Origin of the sequence: Ruegeria sp. SCSIO 43209, assembly GCF_019904295.1 — a bacterium.
In the GTDB taxonomy this organism is placed as follows: domain Bacteria; phylum Pseudomonadota; class Alphaproteobacteria; order Rhodobacterales; family Rhodobacteraceae; genus Ruegeria.
Genome location: NZ_CP065359.1, coordinates 3,492,122 through 3,517,859, shown reverse-complemented (window position 1 = coordinate 3,517,859; position 25,738 = coordinate 3,492,122). Strand labels below are relative to the sequence as shown.

The 25,738-nt window shown below is 57.1% G+C and carries 22 protein-coding genes and 1 tRNA gene; 7 read left to right on the top strand and 16 right to left on the bottom strand.

The genetic code is table 11. From position 1 onward, the window contains the following. Positions 1–21: 21 nt before the first annotated feature. Genes hisD through I5192_RS17415 form a run of 5 tightly spaced genes read right to left on the bottom strand, consistent with a single transcriptional unit; the run spans position 22 to position 3,805 of the window. On the bottom strand, positions 22–1,323 hold the full coding sequence (gene hisD, locus I5192_RS17435; protein ID WP_223117406.1) for a histidinol dehydrogenase: 1,302 nt from the start codon (positions 1,321–1,323) through the stop codon (positions 22–24). A 60-nt stretch (positions 1,324–1,383) separates the two neighbouring features. Continuing rightward, a complete protein-coding gene (locus I5192_RS17430) occupies positions 1,384–1,905 on the bottom strand; it encodes a GNAT family N-acetyltransferase (RefSeq protein WP_223117405.1) in 522 nt (173 codons plus the stop codon). Beyond that, a complete protein-coding gene (locus I5192_RS17425) occupies positions 1,902–2,378 on the bottom strand; it encodes a DUF2948 family protein (protein ID WP_170408222.1) in 477 nt (158 codons plus the stop codon). The genes I5192_RS17430 and I5192_RS17425 overlap by 4 nt, the downstream gene beginning before the upstream one ends. Further along, positions 2,375–3,643: a UDP-N-acetylglucosamine 1-carboxyvinyltransferase gene (gene murA / locus I5192_RS17420; RefSeq protein WP_223117404.1), complete on the bottom strand. Its 1,269-nt coding sequence runs from the start codon at positions 3,641–3,643 to the stop codon at positions 2,375–2,377. The genes I5192_RS17425 and murA overlap by 4 nt, the downstream gene beginning before the upstream one ends. Positions 3,644–3,649: 6 nt before the next feature. Continuing rightward, a complete protein-coding gene (locus tag I5192_RS17415) occupies positions 3,650–3,805 on the bottom strand; it encodes a hypothetical protein (RefSeq protein ID WP_170425679.1) in 156 nt (51 codons plus the stop codon). 83 nt (positions 3,806–3,888) lie between these two features. On the opposite strand from I5192_RS17415, the gene I5192_RS17410 reads away from it, so the two are divergent. The 6 genes from I5192_RS17410 to I5192_RS17390 all read left to right on the top strand — a co-directional run bounded on the left by I5192_RS17410 (position 3,889) and on the right by I5192_RS17390 (position 9,261). Next, a tRNA-Thr gene (locus I5192_RS17410) sits at positions 3,889–3,963 on the top strand. 125 nt (positions 3,964–4,088) lie between these two features. Beyond that, the gene (locus I5192_RS22785; RefSeq protein ID WP_370644458.1) at positions 4,089–4,427 is read left to right on the top strand and encodes a DUF6538 domain-containing protein; all 339 of its coding nucleotides are present in this window, start codon (positions 4,089–4,091) and stop codon (positions 4,425–4,427) included. 1,041 nt (positions 4,428–5,468) lie between these two features. Continuing rightward, positions 5,469–6,965, top strand: coding sequence for an LTA synthase family protein (locus tag I5192_RS17405; protein ID WP_223117403.1), 1,497 nt, complete (start codon positions 5,469–5,471; stop codon positions 6,963–6,965). Beyond that, on the top strand, positions 6,958–7,185 hold the full coding sequence (locus I5192_RS17400) for a hypothetical protein (RefSeq protein WP_170398438.1): 228 nt from the start codon (positions 6,958–6,960) through the stop codon (positions 7,183–7,185). Before I5192_RS17405 ends, I5192_RS17400 begins: the two co-directional genes overlap by 8 nt. Beyond that, positions 7,154–8,602 (top strand): hypothetical protein, encoded by a 1,449-nt coding sequence (locus I5192_RS17395; RefSeq protein WP_223117402.1) that lies wholly within the window; start codon positions 7,154–7,156, stop codon positions 8,600–8,602. The genes I5192_RS17400 and I5192_RS17395 overlap by 32 nt, the downstream gene beginning before the upstream one ends. Positions 8,603–8,646: 44 nt before the next feature. Beyond that, entirely contained in the window at positions 8,647–9,261 is a 615-nt protein-coding gene (locus tag I5192_RS17390) for a YidC/Oxa1 family membrane protein insertase (RefSeq protein ID WP_170566741.1), read from the top strand. Between the two features lie 619 nt (positions 9,262–9,880). Here the strand turns inward: I5192_RS17390 and I5192_RS17385 are convergent. The 6 genes from I5192_RS17385 to I5192_RS17360 all read right to left on the bottom strand — a co-directional run bounded on the left by I5192_RS17385 (position 9,881) and on the right by I5192_RS17360 (position 17,527). Beyond that, a complete protein-coding gene (locus I5192_RS17385; protein ID WP_170398432.1) occupies positions 9,881–11,698 on the bottom strand; it encodes a BCCT family transporter in 1,818 nt (605 codons plus the stop codon). A gap of 77 nt (positions 11,699–11,775) precedes the next feature. Beyond that, entirely contained in the window at positions 11,776–12,786 is a 1,011-nt protein-coding gene (locus tag I5192_RS17380) for an Ldh family oxidoreductase (protein WP_223117401.1), read from the bottom strand. A 13-nt stretch (positions 12,787–12,799) separates the two neighbouring features. Then, positions 12,800–13,429 (bottom strand): DUF3726 domain-containing protein, encoded by a 630-nt coding sequence (locus I5192_RS17375; protein WP_223117400.1) that lies wholly within the window; start codon positions 13,427–13,429, stop codon positions 12,800–12,802. Further along, the gene (locus tag I5192_RS17370; protein ID WP_370644457.1) at positions 13,426–15,108 is read right to left on the bottom strand and encodes a hypothetical protein; all 1,683 of its coding nucleotides are present in this window, start codon (positions 15,106–15,108) and stop codon (positions 13,426–13,428) included. Before I5192_RS17370 ends, I5192_RS17375 begins: the two co-directional genes overlap by 4 nt. Continuing rightward, positions 15,108–16,085 (bottom strand): membrane dipeptidase, encoded by a 978-nt coding sequence (locus tag I5192_RS17365; RefSeq protein ID WP_170566732.1) that lies wholly within the window; start codon positions 16,083–16,085, stop codon positions 15,108–15,110. The genes I5192_RS17370 and I5192_RS17365 overlap by 1 nt, the downstream gene beginning before the upstream one ends. Next, complete coding sequence (locus I5192_RS17360) at positions 16,085–17,527, bottom strand: aldehyde dehydrogenase family protein (RefSeq protein WP_170398417.1); 1,443 nt, start codon at positions 17,525–17,527, stop codon at positions 16,085–16,087. Before I5192_RS17360 ends, I5192_RS17365 begins: the two co-directional genes overlap by 1 nt. A 99-nt stretch (positions 17,528–17,626) precedes the next feature. Between I5192_RS17360 and I5192_RS17355 the strand changes: the two genes are divergently transcribed. Beyond that, entirely contained in the window at positions 17,627–18,499 is an 873-nt protein-coding gene (locus I5192_RS17355) for a LysR family transcriptional regulator (protein ID WP_223117398.1), read from the top strand. Positions 18,500–18,527: 28 nt separating this feature from the next. Here I5192_RS17355 and I5192_RS17350 read toward each other — a convergent pair whose 3' ends face one another. The 5 genes from I5192_RS17350 to I5192_RS17330 form a co-directional block, all read right to left on the bottom strand. Further along, the gene (locus I5192_RS17350) at positions 18,528–18,773 is read right to left on the bottom strand and encodes a MoaD/ThiS family protein (protein WP_170408213.1); all 246 of its coding nucleotides are present in this window, start codon (positions 18,771–18,773) and stop codon (positions 18,528–18,530) included. Next, the gene (locus I5192_RS17345) at positions 18,766–21,021 is read right to left on the bottom strand and encodes a xanthine dehydrogenase family protein molybdopterin-binding subunit (RefSeq protein ID WP_223117397.1); all 2,256 of its coding nucleotides are present in this window, start codon (positions 21,019–21,021) and stop codon (positions 18,766–18,768) included. The genes I5192_RS17350 and I5192_RS17345 overlap by 8 nt, the downstream gene beginning before the upstream one ends. Then, positions 21,021–21,500 (bottom strand): (2Fe-2S)-binding protein, encoded by a 480-nt coding sequence (locus I5192_RS17340; protein ID WP_170408211.1) that lies wholly within the window; start codon positions 21,498–21,500, stop codon positions 21,021–21,023. Before I5192_RS17340 ends, I5192_RS17345 begins: the two co-directional genes overlap by 1 nt. Continuing rightward, positions 21,497–22,363 carry a xanthine dehydrogenase family protein subunit M gene (locus I5192_RS17335; protein WP_170398402.1) on the bottom strand — a complete coding sequence of 289 codons (867 nt, stop codon included), beginning with the start codon at positions 22,361–22,363 and terminating at the stop codon, positions 21,497–21,499. Before I5192_RS17335 ends, I5192_RS17340 begins: the two co-directional genes overlap by 4 nt. Before the next feature lie 129 nt (positions 22,364–22,492). Then, a complete protein-coding gene (locus tag I5192_RS17330; protein ID WP_223117396.1) occupies positions 22,493–25,705 on the bottom strand; it encodes a reductive dehalogenase in 3,213 nt (1,070 codons plus the stop codon). Between the last annotated feature and the right edge of the window lie 33 nt (positions 25,706–25,738).

Genomic DNA, 25,738 nt, shown 5'->3' with positions numbered 1-25,738 from the left:
GTGCCAAGTCATTGCGTCACTTCAGCCATTCAGCCGGTTAAGGCGCGCCGAAACGGACAGGCCATGCGCTTCGAGGCTTTCGGATTGCGCAAGCGTTTCAGCCGCCGGGCCGATGGCGCGCAAAGCTTCGGGTGTCATCTGGCTGAGCGTTGTGCGTTTGAGAAAATCCATCACGCTAAGGCCAGACGAAAAGCGCGCCGAACGCGCTGTGGGCAGCACGTGATTGGGGCCGCCGACATAATCGCCAATGGCTTCGGGCGTGTACTGGCCAAGGAAAATGGCACCGGCATGGATCGTTTGCTGGCTTAACGCCACCGGGTCGGCCACGCAGAGTTCCAGATGTTCGGGCGCGATGCGGTTGGACAACGCGGCAGCCTCGTCCAGATCGCGCGCAGTGATTACGGCACCAAAGTCGCGCCAGCTGGCCCGGGCGATGGCGCGGCGTTGCAGGGTCTCAAGACGTTTTTCCACCGCTTGCGTCACGGCTTGACCAAATTCTGCGTCATCCGTGATCAAAATGGATTGGGCGCTTTCGTCATGCTCGGCCTGGCTGAGCAGGTCCAGCGCGATCCAGTCGGGGTCGTTGTCCTTGTCTGCAATGACCAGAATTTCCGAGGGGCCCGCGATCATATCGATGCCGACCTTGCCAAAAACCCGACGTTTGGCAGCGGCGACAAAAGCATTGCCCGGCCCGGTGATCTTGTCCACCGGCGCAATGGTTTCGGTGCCATAAGCCAGCGCGGCCACAGCTTGCGCGCCGCCGATGCGATAAATCTCATCCACGCCCGACAGTTGTGCCGCCAGCAGGACCAGCGGGTTTGCCTGACCCTCAGGTGTGGGGACGACAATGGCCAACCGGTCTACGCCCGCCACCTTCGCAGGTATTGCGTTCATCAAAACCGACGACGGGTATGAAGCCAATCCGCCCGGCACATAAAGCCCCGCAGCCGACACCGCCGACCAGCGCCAGCCGAGTGTTGCGCCTGCCTCATCGGTCCACTGATGATCCTCGGGCATCTGCTTTTCGTGATATGCACGAATGCGTTCTGCTGCCAGTTCCAACGCGGCGCGGTCCTGGGGCGTGACCCGCGCGACGGCCTCGGCGATCTCATTGGATGAAAAGGCCATGGTCTCGGGCGTCAGCTCCAGCCGGTCGAATTTCGCGGTAAGTTCGATCACCGAAGCATCACCACGGGTCCGCACATCATCGATGATCTGCGCCACGACCGCATCCACATCGGGGCTGTCCTCGCGCTTGGCGGACAACAGCGCCTGAAATGCAGGTTCGAAATCGGCGGAGGTCGTATCGAGGAAAGCGGGCATGTGAGAGACTCCGGAAGCGTTTCAACGGGTCTTATCGCCCGGGCCGGGTGGCCTCAACCCTTAGGCCGCTGGGCGCAGCGATTTGCGCATCGGGAATTGGGGGATGCCGTGCCATTCCGTCGGGTCGCCGACATCATGCCAGCCGTGCGCCAGATAGAACGAATGTGCCGTTTTGGTCGCGTGCAGATGCGCCTCAGAGACGCCACGTGTCTGCAGTTCCTCTTCCAACCGATGCAGCAGCGCTGTTCCGAGCCCGCGCCCTGCGTGATCGGGATCGACATAGAGCAGAGATATCTCACCCTCGCCACTTAAACCGCCCACTGCAGTAACCACTCCCACTTGCGTAGCGACCCAAAGGATTGCTCCACTATCGATCCAGTTTCGGACCGAAGCCGGATCCTTATTGGCAGACCAGCGGGAAAGGTTTTCGGGATTATCCAGATGATCCGCCCGACAGAGGTCACGGATCGATCGGATCAGAACACGGCTGATGTCGAATACATCAAACACGGTTGCCCGCCGCACCGCGATGCCGCGTGGCGGATTCGGGAAGGCCTGAGCGATGCCACGTTTATTCTTCACTCGGGGTGATGGGGCGCTTGTCCAGAAGGCGCCTTGTAGGGACGCGTCACATCCTTGAGCGTTGCATCGATGGCCTCAACCGACAGGCGGATCGCGCCGTCGCCTGCCAAGGTCAACAGGATTTGCCCCGCACCATCCTCGCTTGGCTCGAATTCGACCGAGAGCAGTGACAGGATCATGTCCTTGTCGCTGCGGTCGATGCCCTGACTGGCTACCGACAGAACCGAGCCGAACATCAAAACGGCCTGCACCCGCTCGTAGGCGCGACCGCGCCGGGCAGCGGCATCCTTGTCTTCCCAGCGAAAGCGATTGAGCAGCAGCGCAAAGCGGCGCTGGCCGGGTTGCCATGTCATCTCGGTCACCGGGAAAACCGCATCCTGCGTCAGGGTCGCAATCACCTGCAGGTCATCGGCATCCTCGGCTCCAAGGTTCAGCGGTGCTTCGCGGCCATCTTTGAAACTTGCGTCTGTCATTGACCCTTAATCCGTTCGATCTTTGCGCCCACGCCTTCCAGCTTGCGCACCACATGTTCATATCCGCGGTCCAGATGATAGACCCGGCTGACAACCGTCTCACCTTCCGCCGCCATTCCGGCAAGGATCAGCGAGACTGAGGCCCTCAGGTCTGTCGCCATCACCGGAGCACCTTTCAATCGTTCGACCCCGGTTACGGTGGCCGTGCCGCCATGTACCTCGATATTCGCGCCCATGCGCACCAGTTCGGGCGCATGCATAAAGCGATTCTCGAAAATACGCTCTTCAAGCACGGACACACCTTCGGCAGTGCACATCAGCGCCATCATCTGCGCCTGCAGATCGGTCGGGAAGCCGGGGAAGGGTTCGGTGACCACATCGACCGAGGTCACACACCCGTTCTTACGAGAAACTTTCAGCCCCTTGTCGGTTTCAGAAACACTGATCCCCGCCGCATCCAGCTTGGCGGCGAAGGATTCGACCAGCGACATGCGCCCGCCCAGCAGCTCAACCTCGCCCCCGCAGATCGCCGGGGCCAGCATATAAGTGCCCAGCTCAATCCGGTCGGTCACCACCTGATGGGTCGCGCCGTGCAGACGATCGACACCCTGAATTTCGATGGTCGAGGTCCCCTCACCCGAAATCTGAGCGCCCATCTTGCGCAAGCATTCGACCAGATCGACAATCTCGGGCTCGCGCGCGGCGTTTTTCAGCACCGTGGTGCCCTTGGCCAGCGTGGCGGCCATGACGATGTTCTCGGTCGCGCCAACCGAGGCAAAGCGCATCTCATGCACAGCACCTTTCAGCCCGCCCGACGCCTTCGCGTGCAAATAGCCATCTTTAAGCTCGATCTCGGCGCCCAGCGCCTCAAGCCCTTCGACATGCAAATCCATCGGGCGCGCGCCAATTGCACATCCACCAGGTAGCGACACCACGGCCTGCCCCAGCCGCGCCAGCATCGGCCCCAACACCAGGTTCGAAGCGCGCATTTTTCGCACGATGTCATAATCCGCCGTGTGGCTGTTCAGGTCATGGCTGGACATCGCAATGACCTGACCATCCTGCAGCGAAGACACCTCGGCCCCCAGCGACCGCAGCAGCGCCGTCATGGTCTTGATGTCACTCAAACGCGGCGCATTGGTCAACGTCAGCGGTTCTTCGCTGAGCAAGGTCGCGGGCATCAGCGTCAGACACGCATTTTTGGCCCCCGCAATGGGAATCTGCCCGTTCAGCGGGCCATTACCCGTTACCAGAATCGAATCCATTTGCTCTTATCCCTCGTCCTTGCCGGCTTTGTCCCCGGAGGTGGCCCGCGCCTTGGCCTGAGCCTTGCGCCGCGCCATATTCGCTTTTAGCGCCGCCTTTAGACGGTCTTCGCGCGTTTCCCCGGACTTGCCGTGTTTTTTAGGTGAATTTTTGTCTGCCATTGCCTTTCTCTACAGGAGTAGAAAAAAACCGTCCAGACACCCTTGCGCCGCGTTTCGTTTGAGTCTAATCACCCGCCCACAGCGCTGCTGTAGCTCAGAGGTAGAGCACTCCCTTGGTAAGGGAGAGGTCGAGAGTTCAATTCTCTCCAGCAGCACCATGATTTCCTTATTTACATCAGAAACTTACGATAAAACAGCGGCTTGCGCTTGCAGTCTCCTACATAGGAGTTCTACACAGTGACGCTTATCATGCCTACACCAGGCAAAAACAAAAAACAGCGGAATATACTACATCAGGGTGCGAGTTCCGGCGGACCTTAAGGGAATCGTCGACCGTGCCGAGGTGTCAAGGTCACTCCGCACCAGAGACCCTGCAGAGGCCAAAGAGAGATTTGCGGCTGAATACGCCAAAATCCAAAAGCAGTGGGCGTGCCCGCGGTCAAAGCCTGAAACCCTCCCTTTGAAAAAGATCGTTGCTCTTTCTGGTCGCGTGTATTTCCGCCTGATGGAAATGCTAGATAGTGAACCGGGTGAACCTGAGATATGGAACCGTGTACTGCACCTGAGCCAACAAGCGGAAGCTACCGAAGGCGGCACTAAAATGGTACGGAGATGTCGCTGACGAGATCCTGGCGGAAGAAGGTATTGCTGTAGACGAACCGACGCGTGCGCGATTACTACGTGAAGTCCACAGGTCTTGGATGCAGGCGGCTAGCCAGCAGTTGAAGAGAACGGAAGGCGATTTCACCCCGGACCCTCAGGTCATGCGTTTCCCCGAATGGGAACCCGAAGGCGTATCAAAAAAAGGCGGCAGAAGGCCCAGCACTCACCCATCTCACGGAGCGGTGACAGAAAGACCACCTGAGCAACGGGAATGTATGCAACGATTGAGACTTCGCTCATAAGAAAGACACGTTGGCTGCCTATCCGGAGCACGAGGATATCTCTCGAGTAAGGCCTAAGGACATTGCAGATTAGTGTGACTACCTTCGAGACGAAAAAGGATTGAAGCTACCGATGGACGATCAATAAGCGCTCTTTAGGTACCGACGAGGTGCAGTTCTGTCTTTGCACTAATGCATGCCGCTGCCGCCTCATGGAACTAAAGCGGTACGTCCACATGGGTGATGACGTGGTGGACGATTATGACGACTTTGAACCAGCTGCGGAATGGCCAGGGCCTGGGCTGAGATCTCCCGTCAAGGTGCCAGACCGGTCTATTTCAATGTGATCCCTACGGGACCTTTTGGTCACCATCGAGACGGGTGGCTCTGACGTGCAATGCTCCTCACGTTAGGCAAAGTGGTACCTCTTTCCCTGCCAGAACTTCAATCTGTCGCAATTTCGTGACTGCCTCCCCGGGCTTCGATCGCCTGTCTGCCATGTGCCTCCTCCGGTTTCCTAAACATAGTGGAGGACCAGTCCAACGGAAGAAAACCAAATCACTAGAGCCCGCGAGCCAGTTCCAATCAGATTGCATCGAAGACCGATCTGCAAAACACGTTAAAAATCTCTCGGAACTGTCTCTAGCTACTTTTCAAAAGCCCTAGTGTGTAGTACCGGTCCCTCTCGAGCTCTCAACCAGCCTTAACCACCCGCAATTGAAGAAAATGGTACTTTTCTCTAAACACTCGTCTGAAGACCGAAAGTTGATTTCTCTGCAATGAATAATCGCAAAAGACTCCTGGGTATTTTCTTAAGCGCATTCATATTAGTTGTAGCGCTATCGATTTTTACGCTGGATACAGTTTTCAGCGCTAGAAATGAATTTCGCCCCGTTGAGTTGGACTACATCAGAACAGCCTTTCTGGCCTGTTCTTCCGTCCTTATTGCAATGGTTGTCGTTGCAAATTTGTTGCCTTCAAAGCTTGCAATAGCGGCCCGAGCTCTGACGGGTGTGCTTTTCGCTGCCGCTGTTTTTTCGATTAATTGGTCGATGGTCGAAGCATTCGTATTGCTTCCGATGATAGCAATGGCTGGCCTTTGCCTCCTTGCGATCTATTTGACTTACATCGTTCTGAGCTTGGCTGTTCGGGGCCGGGCAATAGTTGCTGTAATCGTGGCTGTGATTTTCATCCTTGTCCCTGGGCGGGACATGCTGGATGCGAATGAAGAGGCTGAAAACACAGAGTTTCCAGGCATCGAAGATATCACGTTTGATACAAAACCAAATGTCTATCTTATCTCGTTTGACTCAATTCACCCCAAAAGCCTGACATCTCGCTACATGGGCATTGAAGAGACAGCTTTCCACGAACTGGTTTATACCAGAATGGACAGGTTCGAGAATCTGTTTTCGGTCCGTGTCCCCACAAAATATGCGATGAATCTAATGCTACGGATGGAGGTTGATGAATTTGATCGCGGCAAACGTAAAAGTTTTGAACTCTATACGGGTAAGTACGACGGTCGACTAAACGCAATTTTCCGCAACAATGGTTACGAAATCAACACGGCCTATGCCGGAAAATACTTTGGGACCGAACAGGGCAGCTATGTGGATCGGTATCATATTCCGTCGCGAACAGCGGGCGCGTGCGAATTCAATGATAGCAAGTTTCGACAGGTGTCGTTGTTTGGTCTCTGCCGATTCATCGACAAAAACAAGTCCGATACAAAGGTCGACAAAGCAGCACATGTACTTGATTTCGTGTCTTATCTGTCACGTCAAAAGGAGCCGCAATTCTTGCTCGCTTCGATCTACTCCCCCGGCCACACGGGCAAGGACTTTTTCATCGAGGATGAAGATGCCGACGCCGCATTTGATGACTTCTATATGGAACGCTCTAAGGAAGCACAGCAAACCATGAAACGGCTGCTGGATCAACTTGAACGGGAGGACCCGACAGCGATTCTGTACATTTTTGGAGATCACGGCCCATGGAGGAGCCGCGGAACTTGGGAGACCCGTTTTGCGAAAGACCCAGAGTTCTTTGTACATGATCGTTTTGGGATATTAGGGGGCGTTTTTCCGAAGGGGCGTTGTAAAACCTATGTGGACCTGAGAAATGAGCAGACGTATACGACGAGCGTTCAAGGTGCGGAAGCAATCTTAAAGTGCCTGACCGAGGGTCGCTATCAGGAACTGGATCAAGTCTATAGAATCAACCAAAGCGTTGACGGCGTAAGTGATAAATTCGAGGACTATGTATATGAATAGCCGCAAGAAATTGGCATTGCTCATCATTGCCGCTGCCATTGTGCACCCATCCGTTGCTCTGGCATACGTGGATCCAGGTTCGGGGAGCGTCATTGTAACCACAATTCTCGGGTTCTTCGCAGCGATTGCTTACACGTTCCGCAAGTACTTCTATAAGCTGAAGCGAAAGATATTTGGCACAAAAAGCGATGAAGAAGACAGTCGAGCGCTCGATGACTAAGGCAAACAGTGGCTCCTTTCGTGACCCCAGCAGCCGTGTATATACAATTGACTTACCCGAAAATGGCAGTTCTGCGATTTTTCGAGGCGTCGACAATAAAACGCTTGAGAACTTCAAAAAGCTCCAGACTGAGCCCTTCTACCAACAACTTGAGATCGAAAAGCGCGTTGTAAAAACCAAGCTTTGCGCGCCTGACGATCCTGTTGCAAAGGAAATCCTAGAAGCCGGATGGGCAGGTGTGATGCAGCATGAGCCTGTCTCGATCGTTTCTTACTCTTACGAATGGTCGTTCGCCATGCTAAGACGAGCGGCTCTATTGCATCTGCGTATCTTGACCGACGCGCTGGAAGCTGGGTGGACCATTAAGGACTCAACACCTTTTAACATCCAGTTTGAAGGTACGGCACCAGTCTTTATTGACATCCCATCGTTTGTGCCTTGGCAGGAAGGCGAACCCTGGTTGGCATACCGACAGTTTTGTTGCTGTTTTCTGACGCCGTTGATGATGCGTAGTCATCTGGGCATCAATCACCTTCCATTATTACGGTCCTACTTGGACGGTATACCTCCGGTTGAGGCTGCGAACTTTTTCAGAGGTTTCTCCCGTTTCAAGCGCGGTGTCGCTAGCCACATCATGCTACCTGCTCGCGTAGAAAAGCGGATTGAGGCGCGTGAACGCGATGCCGTTCCCGCTCAGGACCGAAGTCAGCGCAAAGTCAGTCGAAAATACGTACTGGCACTTGTTGAAAGTGTAACGCGACTGGTCAAGTCGCTCTCTGTGAACATCGAGCACACGGACTGGTCGGAATACGACAAAACCCACACTTACGATGACGAGGAACTCCAAGCGAAAAAAGGTTTCGTACAAAAGTTCGTACAAGAAAAGAAACCTTATTGCCTAATGGATATCGGCTGCAACACAGGCACTTTTTCAAAAATTGCTGCGGAACATGCAGACTTGGTCATTGCAGCTGATGGCGACCACGATGCGGTCCAGAAACTGTTTATGCATGAATCCGGTCACTCGGTGCACAACAACATCTTGCCGTTAGTGCTGGATTTGTCCAACGTCTCCCCCAATCAGGGATGGGCAGGCAAGGAACGCTCTTCATTCGACAGTCGCGCCAATCCAGATGCAATTCTGGTTCTGGCCCTTGTCCACCACATTCGGATTTCTGCCAATATCCCGATGGCATTGTTCCTAGACTGGTTGCGGTCTTTCAATTGCGACATCGTTATTGAGTTCGTTGATCGGCACGACGAGATGGTCGTCAAATTGCTGCAGAACAAAACGGAACAGTATCTGGATTACGACCGCGTGGCCTTCGAGCACGAGCTAAAAGAGCGCTTTAAAGTGCGTACTTCCAAAGACCTCAAAGGCGGTAAGCGCGTGATTTACCATATTGAGCCACAGTGATAGGGGATGTTGTTTATACGGTCCTGTTGCCGGTTATATATCCGATGGACTTGCTGTTCGATTTGATGTGGACTGCAACGAATTCTGCTGGGCTATCGATAATTCTGCTTGCAATGGTGATCTCGATTTTGACCATCCCGCTTAAGAAGTGGGCGAAAAAGTCCGAGGATAAATTTCTTGCGGTCAAGCAGTTGGTCGACATCGATATCGCAAAGCAAGCTGCTGGACTAAAAGGCGAAAAACGATTCGAAGTAGTTGAAAAAGTTTATGAAAAACACGGCTATCATCCAATCAAATCGATCGTCGCCGGAACTTCGTTCGTTGTTATGATTCCATTTCTGATTTCGGCGATCTTTATTTTTGGAGGCTCGGATGAATTGAAAGGCGTTAGCTTTTTGTTAATTAGTGATCTTTCGGAACAAGATCATCTGTTTTTTGGATTAAATTTACTCCCTATCTTAATGTTGCTCCTTGGAATTAGCGAGGCCCTATTGCGCTGGCATAACCAAAAGGATCAATTGATCCGTTACTTAATCGTGTCGGTTGTTCTTTTTGCGTTGGTCTATTCACTTGCATCTGCACTAATACTCTACTGGATTAGCATGAACATTTGTGCCGGGATCATCTTTTTTGCGGCGAGAAGCCAGAATCCTCGTTAGAGGTGAACTTTCGGTTGGCGACATCCTGTGTCTCGCGCCAGATTGCCTCTCCCGTTTTTGGAGACAGCTCTAGTGTCGTCCGGCAGCGAATTCACGGTTACAGGAGGCAGCTATTATTTAGCTGACCAATAAAGTTCACTGTAGAAACGTTGGCGAAATGATGTTTGGTGCGTATCTGAGAATCTGCAAAGATTGTAGAGTAACTTTGCTTTGAGCTGAAGGCTGCCCGGTGCATTCACGAAATCCTGACTAAATGCGAGGACGCGTCGGTGCAAGTGTTCGGCTATCGAGAAGCTTGCGAAGGATATTCCTTCAACAATTGCCGAAGTTACATTGTAGCTTATGTTAGTCATGATATTGGCCAATACGCCTCCGCAGGACCGCCACATATAGCTGCTCTACGTATGGTTTTATATCATTAAATCAATGTATTGGCACTCCTTCATCCAAATTCAATTCCCTCCGGGCACACCATCTTCACGTCCGACATAATGCCTCGAATGGTGCACGATAACGTGGCGTCTCTGCCACTGGAATTTTCATTGAATTGAGTTGAAGTTGACGCGCGCAAGCGCCTGATGACAGCGGGCGGTTGCATCACAACCGCCCGTGCCTAGGTTTATTCCGCAGGTGCTGTGGTCTGCTTTTGCCTCAGACCATCGCGATAAAGCGCCTTGGCGAGCGCTATGCACATCAGGCCCATGACCATCGTAAAGGGTAGCGCACCGATGATCATCGCATTTCGCAAGGCGTCCATCGGATTGTTTTCACCCGCAGCCAGGATCAGAGCGCCAATTACCGCTGTCAGGATAAGGCCCCAGACAATCTTGTGCTTGTTACCGATGTTCTGATCTCCGCCAGACATGATGGTGTTCATCACCAGAATGCCCGAGTCCGCCGAGGTGACCAGGAAGGTCATGATCAGGACGACGCACATCACGGTGATGCCAGACAACAGCCCACCGGTGATCATCTCTTGCAAGGTGACAAACAGCTTGGCGGTGTTCGACGCCCCGATGATGGCGCCTTCGGCGGTGCCATTCAGTTCTAGATCGATCGCGGTGCCACCCAGAATGGTCATCCACGCAAAGCAGACCAGCGCAGGGGCAAAGACACAACCGATGATGAACTCACGCACAGAGCGTCCCTTGGAAATGCGCGCCAGGAACAGGCCGACGAACGGCGAAAACGCGATCCACCAGGCCCAGTAGAACGTGGTCCAGCCCGCTTGCCAGCCAAACTGCCGACCCGGATCACCTGCGGCGTAGACCGAAGCCAGAACAGATTCCGGCAGCGCGGCGGCGTCGCCTTCCAGGCCAGATTTGAACCCGTCAAACGATCCCCAAGGATTGGTCGCACCGGCATAAAGCGCATCGGCAAACGGCGCTGCTTCACTCGGCAGGGCAGCATCAAACGCCGCCGCCGATTGCGGATTGAAAGCACCAAAGCTGAGCGAAATGAAGTGCTGGATGTAATCGACAAATGCAGTTGCGTAAGTCGTCATCGCGAACAGGAACGACCCAAAGACAACAAAGACCAGCAACAGGATCAGCGACAACACCAGGTTCAGGTTAGACAGGTACTTGACGCCACGACCAACACCAGAGACAGCCGAGATGATCGAGAGGCCCATGATCACAATGAGGCCAGCCAGCAGACCAACAGTACTGGGGGCTGGTGCGTCACCGGTCAGATCCATCATCCATTCCATACCCGAAATGGCGTATAGGCCGTCGATGAACTGCGAAACCCCGTACCCGATGGTAACTGAAACACCCAGAATGGTTGCTACCACGCCCAGCACATCCACGACGTGGCCCAGGAAGCCGTTCATCAGCTTGCCGAACAGAGGTGTCAGCGCGGTGCGAATAGTCAGGGGCATGTTGCGCGTGTAGGCGTAATAGGCCAGCGACAGGCCGGTCACCACATAGATCGCCCAGGCGTGAAACCCGTAATGCAGGAAAGTGTAGCGATATCCCGACTGCAATGCGTCTTCGCTATTGCCGACGACATCGCCCGCGATGACAACCGGGTTCGATCCCCACAGCCCTAAAGGCTCAGCGGTAGCGAACACCATGAGACCGACGCCCAAGCCCGCGCCAAACATCATCGAAAACCATGAGAAATCCGAGAATTCTGGTTTTTCGCCCTCTGGGCCCATAAGCCGCTTACCGGTTTGCGGCAGCGCCGCCACGACAAACAGGAAAAAGACAAAAAAGCCGACAATAATGATATAGAAGGCGTTAAAATCTTCCAGCAGACGCGAGTTCAGGCTTCCAAGAACTCCGTTTGCATTTGCGGGCCAGACAAGCGCCCAGATAACCAGCGCGACCATGATTGACTTGCTCAGCAAGGCAATCTCAACACTGTGCCCTTCATAAAACCCGCCCGAAGATCGCTTGATCTCCAGATCGGTAAAAGGTTCCTTCATAGACATGTGTTTCCTCCCTATTCGCACGTGTCCTGATTTCCAGAAAGATCTTCATGAGCGTCCCGGAGCTTCGCCATCGAGCCCTACGTCAGCAGAGCTTCTATTTTGTCGAGGGTCGCTACACTGACAGCCACACCATCGTTCTTGGCCACCAAACGCTTTGCCTGGCGGCCGTCACCGGGCAAATGTGCGCCGTTCTGAGATCGGATCGCTTCGACAAGATCGACAATTCTGGAAGAAAATGCGTCATCCGCAGTCGCAGAAGCGTCAATTGCGATAAAGAATTGGCCTGTTTTCGGAGGCCCACCGGCGGTTCCCGAAAAAGGTGAGGCGTGTATCCCAAGCGTGGCACCGGTCAGCGCTGCAGCCAAAACCTCGGTCATCAGGGCAACGCCAACCCCCTTGTACCCACCCGATGGGGCCATGGAACCCTTAAGCCCAACATTCGGGTCGGTCGTAGGGTTGCCATCTGCGTCCAACGCCCAGCCAACCGGGATTGGTTTGCCTTCGCGCGCGTGTTTCATGACCTCGCTTTTGGCGATGGTGCTGGCACTTTGATCGATCAGTAATGCGGGTTGGCCATAGTTTCCGGGGACTGCGATTGAGAACGGATTGGTCCCGACCACGGGCTTGGCACCCCCGGACGGCGCGATGGAGGCGGGCGCGTTGGTGAACCCAAGCCCCACAAAACCAGCCTGTGCCAGCCGGTAGGTGTGATACCCCAGCACGCCACAGTTATAGCTGTTGCAGATCGCCAACACCGCAACGCCCTGCGTGCGCGCCGCAGCGATCAATGCCTCGAACCCAACGTCGATCGCCGTGTGGGCGAACCCGGTTGCCGCGTCGACCGTCACTACGCCGGGGCGCGGCTGGGACAGCTGAGGGGTGGCCTGCCCATCTACCTTGCCGCACTGAACATGTTCGCAATAGATCGGGATATAGGCCAGACCATGGCTCGCTACCCCGTCCGCCTCGGTTGCGGCGGTTGCAATTGCCAATGGGCGCGCGTTTTCTTCGCTGGTGCCCGCGGACACCAACGCACGGAAAGAAAGATCCTCGATTTCAGCTAGGCTAAGGGTACGGGTTTCGATCATGTCGCTCTCTCATTCAGTCATTGTCGGACAGGCCAGCGCCAGCACCCAACAGTCGGGATTCTTCGGTAGCAGGCGCGTAGGTGCGATGGGCAAATCGGTTGAGGGTGTCCCAGCAAGCCGGGTCCGGGGTTGCGCGGGTCACGTGCGGTCGAGGGGTGGTAAGTTGGCCGCCCAGCGTGATCTGGGTGTGATCAGAAAACGATGGCCAATCCTGCCCCGCCTCCAGACGATCGCCATCCGTTGCGGCCCTGAACAGATCGCACGTATGCGTGATCACGATATTCTGGGCGCGTGCCGCCGAGGCTACGAAGGGCAGCAGAAAAACAGGTACTGCGAGCTTCTGGATACGTATGGGACCTGCGTGCAGCAGGTCAGACCGATCAGACAGCAAAGCGCCCGTGATGATCGGGCAAAGCACGCCTTGCCCCGCCCAAGCCGACTGCATCTCAACCGGGCGGTGATTCTTGAGTGAGGCTGCCAGACCTTGCTCCAACAATTGCGCAAGGGAATTCGTGCCATCAATCCCGTGTGCGCATAGCCAACGTGTGGCTTTGCCGACCTCTTCCGCCAGTCCCCAGGGGTATCCGGCTCCGCGCGCGGCGCGTTTGGCCGTGGCTTCGACCTCATTCAGCGATACGTTCACGGTCCAAGCTCCGGATAGACCCACAGATCGGCAGTCTTGCTGCTTAACTCTTCGGGATAAGGCGCGCCAGCATACATGCAGATACGTACCCAGCGGTCTGAACGAGGATCGAAATGCGTGGCACCAAAGAACGAGAGTTTGGCACGCAGCATGTCGATCGGCAGAACATCCGCGCTGATCGTGTTGTCGCGAATTTCGCCGTAAGGCGCTACGCGGCTCATTTGCGCGCGACGGATCGTGTGGCGGTGTTCAGGGTGTTCAAGTAGGAACTCGGCGATGGGTGCACCATCCGCCCATTCCGAAAGCGCGCTTTCGGCCAGAGCCGCGTCGCGCGCCGGGGCTAGCGGCTGTTCGTAGTCTGCAATCGGTTCGTCAAACCGCTCACCCAGCCGGGGCTCGAGCTTTTCCTCGGACACATACCAAGCGCGCGCGCAGTGTTCGGGCGTGTTCCAGTCCAGATCCATTGCCCAGCCAAAGCTGGCGCGGATCAGGTCGCGCACCGCGCCAACGGTCATCGTGCCATCAATCACATGCGCCGCACCGTTGCTGTCTGCCATACAGCTGGTCAGCCCATCGACCAGTTCACCGTAGGGTTCAAGGATCAGCGAGGCCAACAACTCCTGCCCTTCTTCGCTGAGCGTAGCCTGAGACCACAATATCAAGCGGTCCCACGGCTGATTGCCCGTCAGATCGGTCTTGTCGAGATAGTCCGATATTGCGCACAAGTCAGCATTCAGCGCCGCAAGCTTTTCGATCTGGATTGGATGTTCGGACTTCCACCACGAGATCGACAATTTGCTACTGGCGAAGATGTTGCGAAAATTGGCCGCTTCTGCCTCTGTTGCGGTCTCAATGGACCGAACCCGCGAGATCGCCTCTTCCCGGACCATGATCCAGTTGTTGAACAGGATCGGGTGATTGACGATGAAAGGCGCCATACCTAGCCCGGTCGAATTGCCTATACCCAGCCAACGCGCGATTTCCGGGTTCAACTCTGCGGTCTGGTCGCCACCCTTGGTGCGGGCCATATGTTGCACCAGATCGCGCACGAAGGTCCGCGTCAGGTAGACCGAAAGCATCTCGGCCTGAAATGGCGCGCTGACTTCGTCTCGGTCTGCAATCCTCTCACGATCTGCCGCGCCGAACTTGCCCGAGCCATACACGGCGGTTGTCCGCATCAGGTAACCGACCTTGTAAATCTGTTCGAGGTCGGGCTGCTGACCGGTGGCAAGACGATCCACGACATGTGCCCACAGACGCACCGAGCGGTTGGCCCGTGACAAGGACAGCTCGCTTTCGCTTACACGCCCGGCCTCTTGCAGAGGTACGTTTTGCGAAAGCCGCTCAATGTCTTCCGGGTCAGGAATTCCGTCAAACAACGCAAAGGTCGCGTCCCATGCCTCGGCGATCACACGATCCGAGCGTTGCTCGGGTGGCAGATCATGGGCAAACGCCACCAACGAATAAGCGCGTTTCGGACCTTGTGCAGTGTAGACCGCGTGACCGACGCCCTTTTCATCAATCTGGAAGACTGGGCGGGTGAACGTCCAGTTTTCGGCAGCCATCCGACGGGTCAATTGCCGCATGAAACTAAGACGGCATTGATGCAACGATCCTAGACGGGACAGGCGCATCACAGTGGCCGGGTCGCGGCGTGCGATATGCGGGCTTTGGTCCATCATATGCCTTGTGGCCTAAAATTATCGGCAAAGAAGCGGTACCAGTTGCCGCCCATGATCCCCGCGACCTCGTCGGAGTTCATGCCAGTGGCGCGCAAGCCGGACTCGATGTTGCCGAAGTCGCGATTGTCCCGAAACCAGCCCGGCATGGGCGGGAAACCGGGGGCCGAGGCCGAACCCTCGCCATAGTCGATCTGTTTTGTCCAGCGCCCCACGCGCATCCATTCAACCACACTGTCGGGCTGATCTTGACACAGGTCGGTGCCAATCCCCAGATGCTGGGCACCGTATTTCTCAGCCGTTCGGGCGATCATCTCACAGAAACTCTCCAACGTGCAGTCGGACTTGTCCTTGAGGTGATGAGGATAGACCGAAAAGCCCAGCATCCCACCATTTTCCGTCACCGCCCGGATCACCGCATCGCGCTTGTTGCGCAAAGCAGGTGACCATTCGTGCGGATTGGCATGGGTGATGGCAATGGGGCGCTCGGACAATTCCGCCGCTTCGATGGTCGACCGATCCGCCGAATGGCTCATATCGACAACAAGGCCCACGCGGTTCATCTCTTTGATCACCTGCTTGCCCATGCGGGTGATGCCGGTGTCTTCGGCCTCATAACAGCCGGTCGCCAGCAGCGACTGGTTGTTATAGGTCAGCTGCATGAAGCGGGCGCCCAGATCATGCAGAACCTCAACCAGACCGATATCGTCTTCGATCGGGGATGGGTTCTGAAACCCGAAGAACACAGCCGTCCGCCCCGTTTCGCGCGCGATGTCGATGTCGCTGGCCCAACGGCCTTTCATGATCAGGTCCGGGTATTGCTCGAACCAGCGATTCCACTTTTCAAAGTTCAGAACGGTTTCGCGGAAATTCTCATGATAAGCGATGGTGACGTGGATCGCATCCACGCCGCCTTCGCGCAGTTGGCGGAAAATCTTCTCCGACCAGTTGGCATATTGCAGCGCGTCGATACGCATCAGACGGGGCCTGCGCTGATATAGGCGGTCTTGACGGTGGTATAGAACTCTGCCGCTGCTTTGCCTTGTTCGCGCGGCCCGTACGAGCTGTCGCCGCGACCGCCAAAGGGTACGTGATAATCGGTGCCTGCTGTAGGCAAATTCACCGTCACCACACCAGTTCGCGCATTGCGGCGGAAATGGGTGGCACGGGCCAGCGATTTAGTCACGATGCCCGAGGTCAGGCCGAAATTGGTGTCGTTCACCACACTCAGCGCCTCGTCATAGCTGCCGACCTTGATCACGCTGGTCAGCGGCGCGAACATTTCCTCGCGGTTTATGCGCATGTCGTTGGTGGTGTTCAGGAACACGCCCGGCGACATGTAGAAGCCCTCATGCGGCATCTCTAGGCGCTGTCCACCGCAGGCCAGTTCGGCCCCTTCAGATTTACCTAGATCGACATAGGCGAGGTTCTCGCCTAGTTGCTGCTGGCTTACGACGGGGCCCATCTGAACACCTTCTTCCAGCGCGTGGCCAACTTTCATCGCCTGCGCGCCTGCGACGAGTTTCTCGACAAAAGCATCATGGATGCCTGCATGCACCACCAGCCGCGACGAGGCGGTGCATTTCTGACCGGTGCCGCCGAATGCGCCGCCCAATGCCAGCGAAACCGCAAGATCCAAATCCGCGTCGTCCATCACGGCCAGCGCGTTCTTGGACCCCATCTCCATCTGAACTTTGGTCAGGTTCTGGATCGCCGCCGCCGCGATGCCCTTGCCTACTGGAACCGAGCCGGTGAAAGAGATCGCGTTGACCTTAGGACTTTCGACCAAACGCTGCCCGATGCTGCGGCCTGAGCCCATAACGAGGCTGAACAGACCTTTGGGAATGTCCTGCCGTTCGATGATTTCGGTCAGTGCCACGGCCGAGGCCGGGGTGATGTTCGCCGGTTTCCACACCACAGCGTTGCCATAGCACAGCGCGGGCGCAATCTTCCACGAAGCGGTCGCGGTGGGAAAGTTCCACGGGCTGATAATGGCGACAACACCCACCGCTTCGCGGCGCACGTCAATCTCGATATCGGGTCGAACGGAGTCGGCGTTTTCCCCAATCTGACGAAGACATTCAGCGGCGTAGTAGGTAAAGAACTGACCCGCTCGATAGACCTCACCCTTACCCTCGGCCAGCGGTTTGCCCTCTTCCCGGCTGAGCAACGTGCCCAGTTCCTCGGCGCGGGTCATCAGCTCGTTACCGATGGCGTTCAGAACGGCCTGCTTACGTTCCAGCCCATAGGCAGCCCATTCAGCTTGCGCGACACGCGCCTGATCCAGCGTCGCTTCGAGTTGGTCGCTGCTGGCTTGCGCGAACATACCAACCAGGTCAGTCAAATCAGAAGGGTTGCGGTTTTCGATTTCGCTTTCGCCTGCCAGCCATTCGCCAGCGATCAGGTTCAGTTTGGTCACAATGCGCCCCAGAGTCAGAATTCGTTTGTCACAGGATGGATTTTCCGATGCACATCAGTCAAACTCAAATAACTTAAACAAACTTCAAGGAACCTGAAGTTGGCAATCAAGATTGAGATGCTGCGTTGCTTTTGCACGGTGGCCCAGACCGGGAACCTGTCCGAGGCCGCCGACCGCCTTGGTCGAACGCAATCAGCCGTCTCGATGACATTGAAGCAGCTCGAAGACCATCTGGGCAAAAAGCTGTTCGAAGGCGAGCGCAAGAACCAGCTTTCCCCGCTGGGTGAGCAGGTACTCGATCTGGGCTTGCGGCAAGTGCGCCAATTCGATCAGACCGTCCAGAATATCGAGGCCGCCGCGCTGGCTGAACAGGGATTGATCCGGATCGTATCCGTCCCGTCGGTTGGCGCGTTGATCTTTCCACCACTATTGCACCACATGAGCAGCGAATCCCCCGGGGTGAAGATCGAGCTGCGCGACACCGACACGCAGCAGGTGTTGGATGCCATCGCTCAGGATCAGGCAGATATCGGAATCGCATCCGGGTATCACGCCCTGAACGGCATCCAAACCATTCCACTATTTCAGGACTCCTTTGGATTGGTCGCGGCCTCGGATCATCCTCTGATCACACGCGCAGAACCGCTGAATATCCCCGACATCGCCAGCGCACCCTTTGTCCGAAACACGTTGTGCGATCTGATTCAAACGCCGGCTTTCCATACGGCAATCAAAAACGCCGAGATCACAATTCACAACACGCATTCATTGATCACGCTGGTGCGATCGGGCGAGTGGATCACAGTGCTTCCTCAAACCGTTGCCGAATTCTTGCCGGAGGCGGTGTCTTACCGCCCGATCACGGACCTTCACGACAAAAGGCAAGTGTATCTCTATGTCCGCGAGCGTTCGCGCTTCCAAGATCTGACCGAGCAGTGTTGCGCGTTCATCCTGTCCCGTGATTTCGCGTGACGGCGGGGCCCAACTAGACCTTTCGCCTTCAACCGCCCCTGAGACGCTGCATTAAATAAACTTCGGCACCTTCCGGAATCGGCTCGGACAGTCCGGTCGCGATGATGCGCCCGTCCAACGCCACCGAGACCCCCGCATCGATCGGTGCCTGCAGCCGGGGATGTATACGCACCAGTTCCTGCAGCAATTCGCCCGTGGTGGCGGCCTCAACCTCGACCACCTCGCGACCCCCGGTCAAAGACCGGAGGCTAGACCAGAGGTGGACCTCAACCATTGTCCTTGAGCGCGGCAAGAATGCGCGGCGGGGACATTGGCAGTTGCTTCAGGCGTACACCGGCCGCGTTGGAGACCGCGTTGGCGATGGCGGCCAAGGGCGGCACGATGCCGGTCTCTCCCACACCACGCACACCGAACGGGTGGCCGGGGTTGGGCACTTCGACAATCACCGTGTCGATCATCGGCAGATCGCTGGCGACCGGGATGCGGTAATCGAGGAAGATCGAGTTCTGCAAGCGGCCATCCTCACCATAGATATATTCCTCGTTCAGCGCCCAGCCGATGCCCTGCGCAGCTCCGCCCTGATACTGGCCTTCGACATAGGTCGGGTGGATCGCCTTGCCCGCGTCCTGAATGACCGTGTAGCGGGTGATGCTGGTCTTGCCGGTTTCCGGGTCGACCTCGGCATCCACGATATGGGTGCCAAAGGATACACCCGCGCCTTCCGGCGTGGCCTCGAAATGGCCCGAGATCGGGCCGCCGGTCGCGCCCATATGGGCGGTGATATCGGCCAGCGGGCGCGGATCGAAGTCACCGGCATTGGGGCCTGAGGGCACGGCACAGCCGTTCTCCCATTTCACCGCATCAACCGGGATTCCCCAACTGGACGCTGCGCGGGCGCATAGCTGCTCGACCGCGTGGCGCGCCGCCTTGATTGTCGCCAGACCCGAGGCATAGGTCACGCGGCTGCCGTGGCTCACATCATTGTAACCCAGCGTTGCCGTATCGGCGACGGTGACGCGAATGTTCTCGTAGGGAATGCCCAGAACCTCGGCCGCCATTAGCGCCATTGACGCGCGTGATCCGCCGATATCCGGCGTACCGACCATGACTTGGGCCGAGCCGTCCTCGGACAGCGCCAGAGATACCGAGGTCTCACCACCATGGTTGAACCAGAACCCACAGGAAATCCCGCGCCCTTGCCCCGGCTTCAACGGGGCCGAGTAATGCGGATGCGCCTTGGCGGCCTCAAGCGTTTCGACAAGACCTATGCGCTCATAGGTCGGGCCATAGCTGGCTTTGGTGCCTTCATGCGCGGCGTTTTTTAGGCGCACATCCACCGGGTCGAGGCCGAGTTGATTGCACAGCTCATCCAGAACGGATTCGACCGCAAACGCACCCATCGGAGCGCCTGGCGCGCGATAGGCGGCCTGTTTCGGGCGGTTGGCCATCACGTCATAACCGACCTGGCGAACGTTGGTCAGGTTGTAGGGCGCAAAGGCACACATGGCGGTCATGTCGCCGGGTGCACCCGGGAAGGCACCACCCTGCAGGCGGAAGATGCCTTCGGCTGCTGTGATGGTGCCGTCCTTTTTCATGCCGATCTTGATGTCCATCGACGCCGATGAGGTCGGGCCGGTCGCACGGAACACCTCGGACCGGGTCATCACGATCTTTACGGGGCGGTTGGCCTTGCGGCTGAGCGCCAACGCAACCGGTTCGATGAACACAGTGGTCTTACCACCAAAGCCGCCGCCGATCTCAGACGCGGTCACACGCAGTTGTGAGGTTTCGATGCCCAGCAACGCCGCGCAGGTTTTCTGTGCGATCCAATGGCCCTGGGTGGTGCACCAAAGCTCACCTTTGCCGTCAGTACCCAGAGACCCCATGCAGGCATGAGGTTCAATGTAACCCTGATGGGTTGCCTCGGTAACGAAGCTGTCCTCAATTACCAGATCCGCCTCGGCAAATCCGGCTTCGACATCTCCGTGGCCGCTTTCGTGATAGCGCACCACGTTGGGGTGCATCCCCTCAGGCACCGAATAATCTGCCGCACCTTCGCGGATGACAGGCGCGTCCGGTGCCATCGCCTTGTCCACATCTGTGACGTGGGGCAAAACTTCATATTCAACCTCGATCAGCTTCAGCGCATCGCGCGCCGCCAAGGCTGATGTCGCTGCAACTGCTGCAATCGCGTGGCCGTCATACAGAGCCTTTTCGCCCGCCATGACATTTTCCAGCACGTTCCAGAATTCGCCTTCCAGCCCCGGCTTGAAGGGGACATCGGCGAAATCGGCGCGGGTAACAACGGCTTTGACGTCTTTGTGGGCCTCGGCCTTTGAAGCATCAATCTTGACGATCCGCGCATGGGCATGGGGTGAACGCAGGATAGCGCCATGCAACATGCCGGGGGCTGAGATATCCGCACCGAACTTGGCGCGGCCCGTCACCTTGTCCAGACCGTCAGGGCGGTCAGGGCGGGTGCCGACAAACGTGAAGTCAGATTTGCGATCGTCCAGTGCCATTACGAAGCCTCCCGCATCTCAGCCGCCGTATCCATCACGGCGCGAATGATTTTGTCATAGCCGGTGCAGCGGCAGAGATTGCCTGCCAGCCAGTACCGGGTTTCCTCTTCGGTGGGATTGGGGTTCTTTTCCAGCAGCGACTTGGCCGCCACCAGAATGCCCGGGGTACAGATGCCGCATTGCAGGGCGGCATACTCGATCATCTTCTTTTGCAGCGGATGCAGGACGTCGCCGTCCGCGATCCCTTCAACTGTTTCGATCTGCTTGCCCTCAGCCTCGACGCCCAGCATCAGGCACGAACACACCAAACGGCCATCGACGCTGACCGAACAAGCACCGCAATCGCCGGTGCCGCAGCCCTCTTTCGCGCCGGTCAGGTTCAGCTTGTCGCGCAGACAGTCCAGCAGGGTTTCGCGCGGGTCGCAGAGGTATTCGACCGCGTCCCCATTCACGGTGGTGGATACGTGGAACTTACTCATACGTCTTCTCCCTTTGCGCGGGCATAGGCGATTTTTGCGGCGCGCTTGGCCAGAACGCCAGCAACTTCGGTGCGGAATGCAATAGTGCCGCGTTTGTCATCGATGGGATTGCAGGCAGCCGAGGCCGCTGCAGCCAGCGCGTCCAGCGCCGCGTCATCCAACGCGCTGCCAATCAGCGCTTTGGCGCAGTCTTCAACCAGCAAGACGGTTGGTGCGACAGCCCCCAGTGAGACGCGCGCCTCGGTGATGGTATCGCCATCCAGTCGTAAGTTTACGCCCACACCAACCACCGCGATATCCATCTCGGTGCGCGGGATAAAGCGCAGATAGGCGTCACCGGCGTTGTCGCCACGCGCTGGAATGTTGACCGCCGAGATCAGTTCGCCTTTGGCCAGTGAGGTCTTGCCGGGTCCCGTCGGGATGTCTTCGACCGCCACCTCTCGTGTGCCGTCCGGGCCCGTCACGGTGACTGTAACGCCTGCCGCAACCATCGCTGGCACCGAATCCGCCGCCGGAGAGCCATTGCACAGATTCCCGGTCAGCGTCGCACGCCCCTGTACCTGAGTCGATCCAATCAGGTCCATCGCCTCGACCACACCCGGCCAATCGCGGCCCAACGCGGCGTGCTCGCTCATCTCGGCGCCGGTCGCGGCGACGCCCAGCGTCCAGCTGCCATCGGCATTGCGGGTAATTTCGCTAACGCCGTCGATCTTCTTGATGTCGATCAGCGTATCGGGCGTCACCAATTCCGAGCGCAACTGCACCAGCACATCGGTGCCGCCTGCCAGAAACCGAGTGATGCCCGTTGCATTTGCGGCCAGAGCCGACGCCTCGGCAAAGCTGGCGGGGCTGTGATAATCCATGAAAGTACCTCGCACCTGTTGATCAGGATAGACTGGGGTTCGCCGGGGACGTTAGTGCAGCAAGTCGGCGGCGTCCATGGCTGGAACGACCAATTTTTGGGATTCAAAATGTCGTTTTATCGAGAGCAATCACAGATCGATCTCGATCACCCCGTCTGCCCGGGCCGCCCGGCTTTGGCACAGTATGATCGCACCTTCGCGTTGTTTGTTGGACAAAACGAAATCGCGGTGTTCGATCTCACCTGAAATCACGTCACATTTGCAGACCCCGCAGATCCCATCAGCGCATTTCACATCCACGTGAAAGCCCGCCTCATTAAGTACCTGCGCCGCATCTTTGTCAGCGGGAACAGTCAACTCCCGACCCGATTTCGCCAATTTCAGAGTGAACGGATGGTTCTCATATTCGGGCTGTTCCGGCACGGAGAAAAATTCGAGATGCCGTGCACCTTCCGGAAACCCCTGCCGTTCGGCAGCGTGAATGACGCCGTCCATATAGCGGTCGGGGCCGCAGGTATAAACGTGCCATCCGTCCTGATATCCGCCCAGAACAGCCTCCAGATCAGCCCGTGTGCCCTCGTCTGAGAAGTAATATTGCACGTGATCGGCCCATGGCACAGCCGCCAGATCATCCAGATATCCGGCACCTGCTCGTGTGCTGGCGGAATAGTGAAGCTCGAACGGTTTGCCCATCGCATGTAGTCGGTGGGCAAAAGCAATCATCGGCGTGATGCCAATACCGCCGCCCATCAGAAAGGTTTTGGTTGCAGTCTCGTCCAGCTCAAAATGGTTTATCGGCTTTGAGATGAAGACCTTGCGCCCTTCGTTGAAGATGCGATGCAGCAAGGCCGAGCCGCCGCGCCCTTCATCCTCGCGCAGCACGCCGATCTGATATGTGGTGCGGTCGGAGGGATCGCCCGACATCGAGTACTGCCGCAGGAATTCGGGCGAAACCAGCACGTCCAGATGCGCGCCCGCAGTCCATTTCGGCAAGGGCGCACCGTCGAGGGTTGAGAACTCGTACTTGGTGACATCCGAGGTCATCTTGTCGACCTTGGTTAGTTCCACCCGCATCACCGGGGCGTCCCCGGCGACCTGATAACGGTGGATCACAGACATATCGCCTGCCGTTTTGCGCGCTTTGTAGTCTTCAGCTGTGACCATCGCCTCATAGGCGGCAATTCCGGCTTCCCGGTCCATGTTGAAGGGATAGGGCCATGGGTGCGGAGCGAGCGGAGCGGGGTAGACAGCAAGCGTCTGATCCTCGTACTTCAAATCGAGGTCTTTTTGTAGGTCCCGCCGGTTCAATGGGTGCTGCGACGGGCGATAGGCTCCGTCGGCTTCCAGTTCGATATCCCACCACCATTTCTTGGTGTCATTCAGACCACCATTACCGACGGCGTCATCCAGTTTGGCCAATGCAGGCGCGGCCTGCGGAATATTCATCGCAGCCCATCGGAACGGGCGTTCCTTGAATATACCTTCGAGATTCCACGGGCAGGTCTTCATGCATCGTCCGCACATCGCCCCCCCGGGCGTGGTGATACGGTAAGTGGCGCATTTCTGGCTGTCGGATTTCCAGATTTCATAGCCGTTGAACATCAGCTTTGGCCCGGCAGTGATCGCGCCCGAAGGGCATTCCCGAGCGCATTTGTTGCAGCTTTCGCAAAACGTCTGAAGGCCGAAATCGATGGGCTTGTCATGCGTCATCGGCATGTCGGTTGTCACGACACCGGATTTCAGGCGCGGGCCAAGATAGGGGTTCAGGATCACCTCACCGATCCGACTGACCTCGCCCAACCCCGACAACAGCAGCAGCGGCGGTTGCAGCACCTCGCCATCCATCACCGTATGCGCCTTGGCCTTGTAGCCGAGATTTCGGATTTGCTGCGCGATCACGCCCCCCAGCAGTGAAAACCGCAGATAGGCGCGCATGGATTGGGCCACGCTGATCCAGTCATCCCCGCTGGCGCCTTCCATCGTCTCATAGCCCTGGTCGATGATCATGCTGATCGCCTGATCATGGGGCGGAACGATTTCTTCTCCGGTGGCGTCATGGGAATACCAGCTCCACTCGGGGCACCGGCTGAGCCCGACCGCATCGACCCCAAGGAAATAGGTTGCAGCCTTGATATTCGCGGCATTTCTTTCAGTATCTGTGGGCTGTACTGCCTCGGCGCTGTCACCGTCCTGCAGCAAAACAAATGCGCCCAGCGCGCGGCGTTGGGCAAAGCTGGGGGCGGATTTGCGCACGTAATGCCCGCCCTTTGTCGCGTCTTGCAGCGACTTACCCATGTCGCCGAACTGAGCCCGCGCAAACATGTCTGCGCGTTTGGGCACCCGGGCTACGTTTTGCTCGTCGATATAGGTGGTCGGTGTGTCGACTCGTTTGAGGTTTTCAAAAGGATGTGCCCCGTCCACATAGCGCCGCTTGGCATAGGCATCCCGGTTCACAGCGTTCTTGGCGAAGCCTGCACCCAGCCACCATGCAGGTCCTTGCGTGCGGAACCACGGTTGTTCGGCCAGCGGTCGCAAGGGTCGGTCATGCGCGATCTCCATTTCGGTGGTCACAGCGGCCAATCCGAACCGCTTACCCAACCAGGGCACCACAACCGCACCATCCTCAACCGAGGCCAGACCCGCAGCAACTGCCAGCTTACCCAGATCAACCTCAGAGGACATCGCCGTATGCGCCCGCGCATCGAAACCCAGGAGGCGGATGTAGTTGGCAATGACCACAGCATTCTCGGTGGCAAGCAAACAGGCGCGGTGATCCTGCGCATCCATGATCCAATCGGTCCCGGGCTCCGAGGGGTCCGGATCGCGGTTGAACTCATACAGAAACACGAGCGTATGGCGATGACGGTCCATCGGGCGTGGCGCGGCCTCCATGCTTTCTTTTAGATCCGCCATGATCACATCGATGCCCGAGGCCAGCGTTTTGGTTTGCCGTGTCCTTAGCGCATGTGCCAGCCGGTCGATATCCGGGTTGCGCCGAGGCTCAGCCAACATCGCCTCCGCGGGTAGCGGCCCGCAGCCCATCATCGACGCATCGTTGAAATAGCCAAACGCTTTCAGATGGTTGGCACGATCTGCTGGGTTGGCAGGAATTTCCGATGCGACGGGGTTCACAAATCCATCCCGGATTGCGTCCATCATCGCCTGAAACTCTCCCATCGCATTCACGATGCTTTCGGGCTGCTCGGGCCTGCGAAAGCTAAGCGCACACATCGGTTCGACCTGCGCCAGATCAGGCATCCGATCCTGCCGCGCCAGCCGTTCCAGCGGGAACGGACCCATGTGAACAGGTCTGTTCTTGTCCGAGAAAAAGCGGATCCCCATCGCGCGCCTCCAGTTAGCTGCCCTTTCCCCTAC

What these genes read in the sequence shown, in the direction of transcription:
- hisD (WP_223117406.1), bottom strand. Translation starts at nt 1,323, where the DNA reads ATGCCCGCTTTCCTCGATACGACCTCCGCCGATTTCGAACCTGCATTT.
- I5192_RS17425 (WP_170408222.1), bottom strand. Translation starts at nt 2,378, where the DNA reads ATGACAGACGCAAGTTTCAAAGATGGCCGCGAAGCACCGCTGAACCTT.
- murA (WP_223117404.1), bottom strand. Translation starts at nt 3,643, where the DNA reads ATGGATTCGATTCTGGTAACGGGTAATGGCCCGCTGAACGGGCAGATT.
- I5192_RS17415 (WP_170425679.1), bottom strand. Translation starts at nt 3,805, where the DNA reads ATGGCAGACAAAAATTCACCTAAAAAACACGGCAAGTCCGGGGAAACG.
- I5192_RS17405 (WP_223117403.1), top strand. Translation starts at nt 5,469, where the DNA reads ATGAATAATCGCAAAAGACTCCTGGGTATTTTCTTAAGCGCATTCATA.
- I5192_RS17400 (WP_170398438.1), top strand. Translation starts at nt 6,958, where the DNA reads ATGAATAGCCGCAAGAAATTGGCATTGCTCATCATTGCCGCTGCCATT.
- I5192_RS17395 (WP_223117402.1), top strand. Translation starts at nt 7,154, where the DNA reads ATGAAGAAGACAGTCGAGCGCTCGATGACTAAGGCAAACAGTGGCTCC.
- I5192_RS17390 (WP_170566741.1), top strand. Translation starts at nt 8,647, where the DNA reads ATGGACTTGCTGTTCGATTTGATGTGGACTGCAACGAATTCTGCTGGG.
- I5192_RS17385 (WP_170398432.1), bottom strand. Translation starts at nt 11,698, where the DNA reads ATGTCTATGAAGGAACCTTTTACCGATCTGGAGATCAAGCGATCTTCG.
- I5192_RS17380 (WP_223117401.1), bottom strand. Translation starts at nt 12,786, where the DNA reads ATGATCGAAACCCGTACCCTTAGCCTAGCTGAAATCGAGGATCTTTCT.
- I5192_RS17370 (WP_370644457.1), bottom strand. Translation starts at nt 15,108, where the DNA reads ATGGACCAAAGCCCGCATATCGCACGCCGCGACCCGGCCACTGTGATG.
- I5192_RS17365 (WP_170566732.1), bottom strand. Translation starts at nt 16,085, where the DNA reads ATGCGTATCGACGCGCTGCAATATGCCAACTGGTCGGAGAAGATTTTC.
- I5192_RS17350 (WP_170408213.1), bottom strand. Translation starts at nt 18,773, where the DNA reads ATGGTTGAGGTCCACCTCTGGTCTAGCCTCCGGTCTTTGACCGGGGGT.
- I5192_RS17345 (WP_223117397.1), bottom strand. Translation starts at nt 21,021, where the DNA reads ATGGCACTGGACGATCGCAAATCTGACTTCACGTTTGTCGGCACCCGC.
- I5192_RS17340 (WP_170408211.1), bottom strand. Translation starts at nt 21,500, where the DNA reads ATGAGTAAGTTCCACGTATCCACCACCGTGAATGGGGACGCGGTCGAA.
- I5192_RS17335 (WP_170398402.1), bottom strand. Translation starts at nt 22,363, where the DNA reads ATGGATTATCACAGCCCCGCCAGCTTTGCCGAGGCGTCGGCTCTGGCC.
- I5192_RS17330 (WP_223117396.1), bottom strand. Translation starts at nt 25,705, where the DNA reads ATGGGGATCCGCTTTTTCTCGGACAAGAACAGACCTGTTCACATGGGT.